Origin of the sequence: Halomonas sp. PBN3, assembly GCF_000475415.1 — a bacterium.
GTDB lineage: Bacteria > Pseudomonadota > Gammaproteobacteria > Pseudomonadales > Halomonadaceae > Halomonas > Halomonas shengliensis.
In genome coordinates this window covers 1-711 of record NZ_AXCA01000076.1, presented here as the reverse complement: position 1 = coordinate 711, position 711 = coordinate 1, and the positions used below count along the sequence as shown (strand labels likewise).

General features: G+C 64.8%; 1 pseudogene. It reads right to left on the bottom strand.

What is annotated here, in order from left to right:
- Positions 1-248: pseudogene (locus tag Q673_RS23185) on the bottom strand (group II intron reverse transcriptase/maturase); the annotation flags it as partial.
- Between the last annotated feature and the right edge of the window lie 463 nt (positions 249-711).

Sequence of the window (711 nt, the reverse complement as noted above, 5' to 3'; positions counted from 1 at the left end):
TTCAGGTGGTCGGCCAGCTGGTGGACCGTCATGCCGTCGGCACCCGGCGCCCCCTTGTTGGCGACCACCCTTCGGTAAGCCCGCTCCATGTTGGCCTTATCTACCACGGCCTCCATGAGCGGGGCGGGCTCCGCTTTCGTCCACGATGACGACGCCGGGATCGTCTCGACGCCCACCGGCTGGGACCCGGGGTACTGCCCCTGCCCCTCTGGGTGGGTGGCGGTATCAGCGCCACTTTCTGCCTTCATGATCGATCCTCGAGACATCATCGCCTACTCGCGGTTCTTCATGTTCGGCCCTTGGTGCCGCGGTGAACCAGCACTTACTATGGCCTCTGCTGACGTCTGGTGGCCCATCCCGTCGCCTCTCGGCGCCGGTAGCACCGTGGCAGACCACCAGACCTCCCAGGGTAAGACGCGCGACCTTCCCGCTTATGCCTGTCGGATCTACGTCATGGCGTTCCGTGCAAGTACCGGGCTTTGGTGATGCTTGCCACCTCACCCCGCCATGCCGCCTCGTATCCGCTTCCTGTTCGTCAGGCCAGCGTTTTGCTTCGGGCTGCCTTCGGATTCCCCCTCACGGGAGACACCCTTGCCGTCAGCTAGCACTTCCCCTTGCCGGGCGTGCAGGGGACTTTCACCCCCAAGTCATTCCAAGGCACCACCCTTGGAAACAGCGCCAGTCAGGCGCTGCGCGCCATGCCTGGCGCAC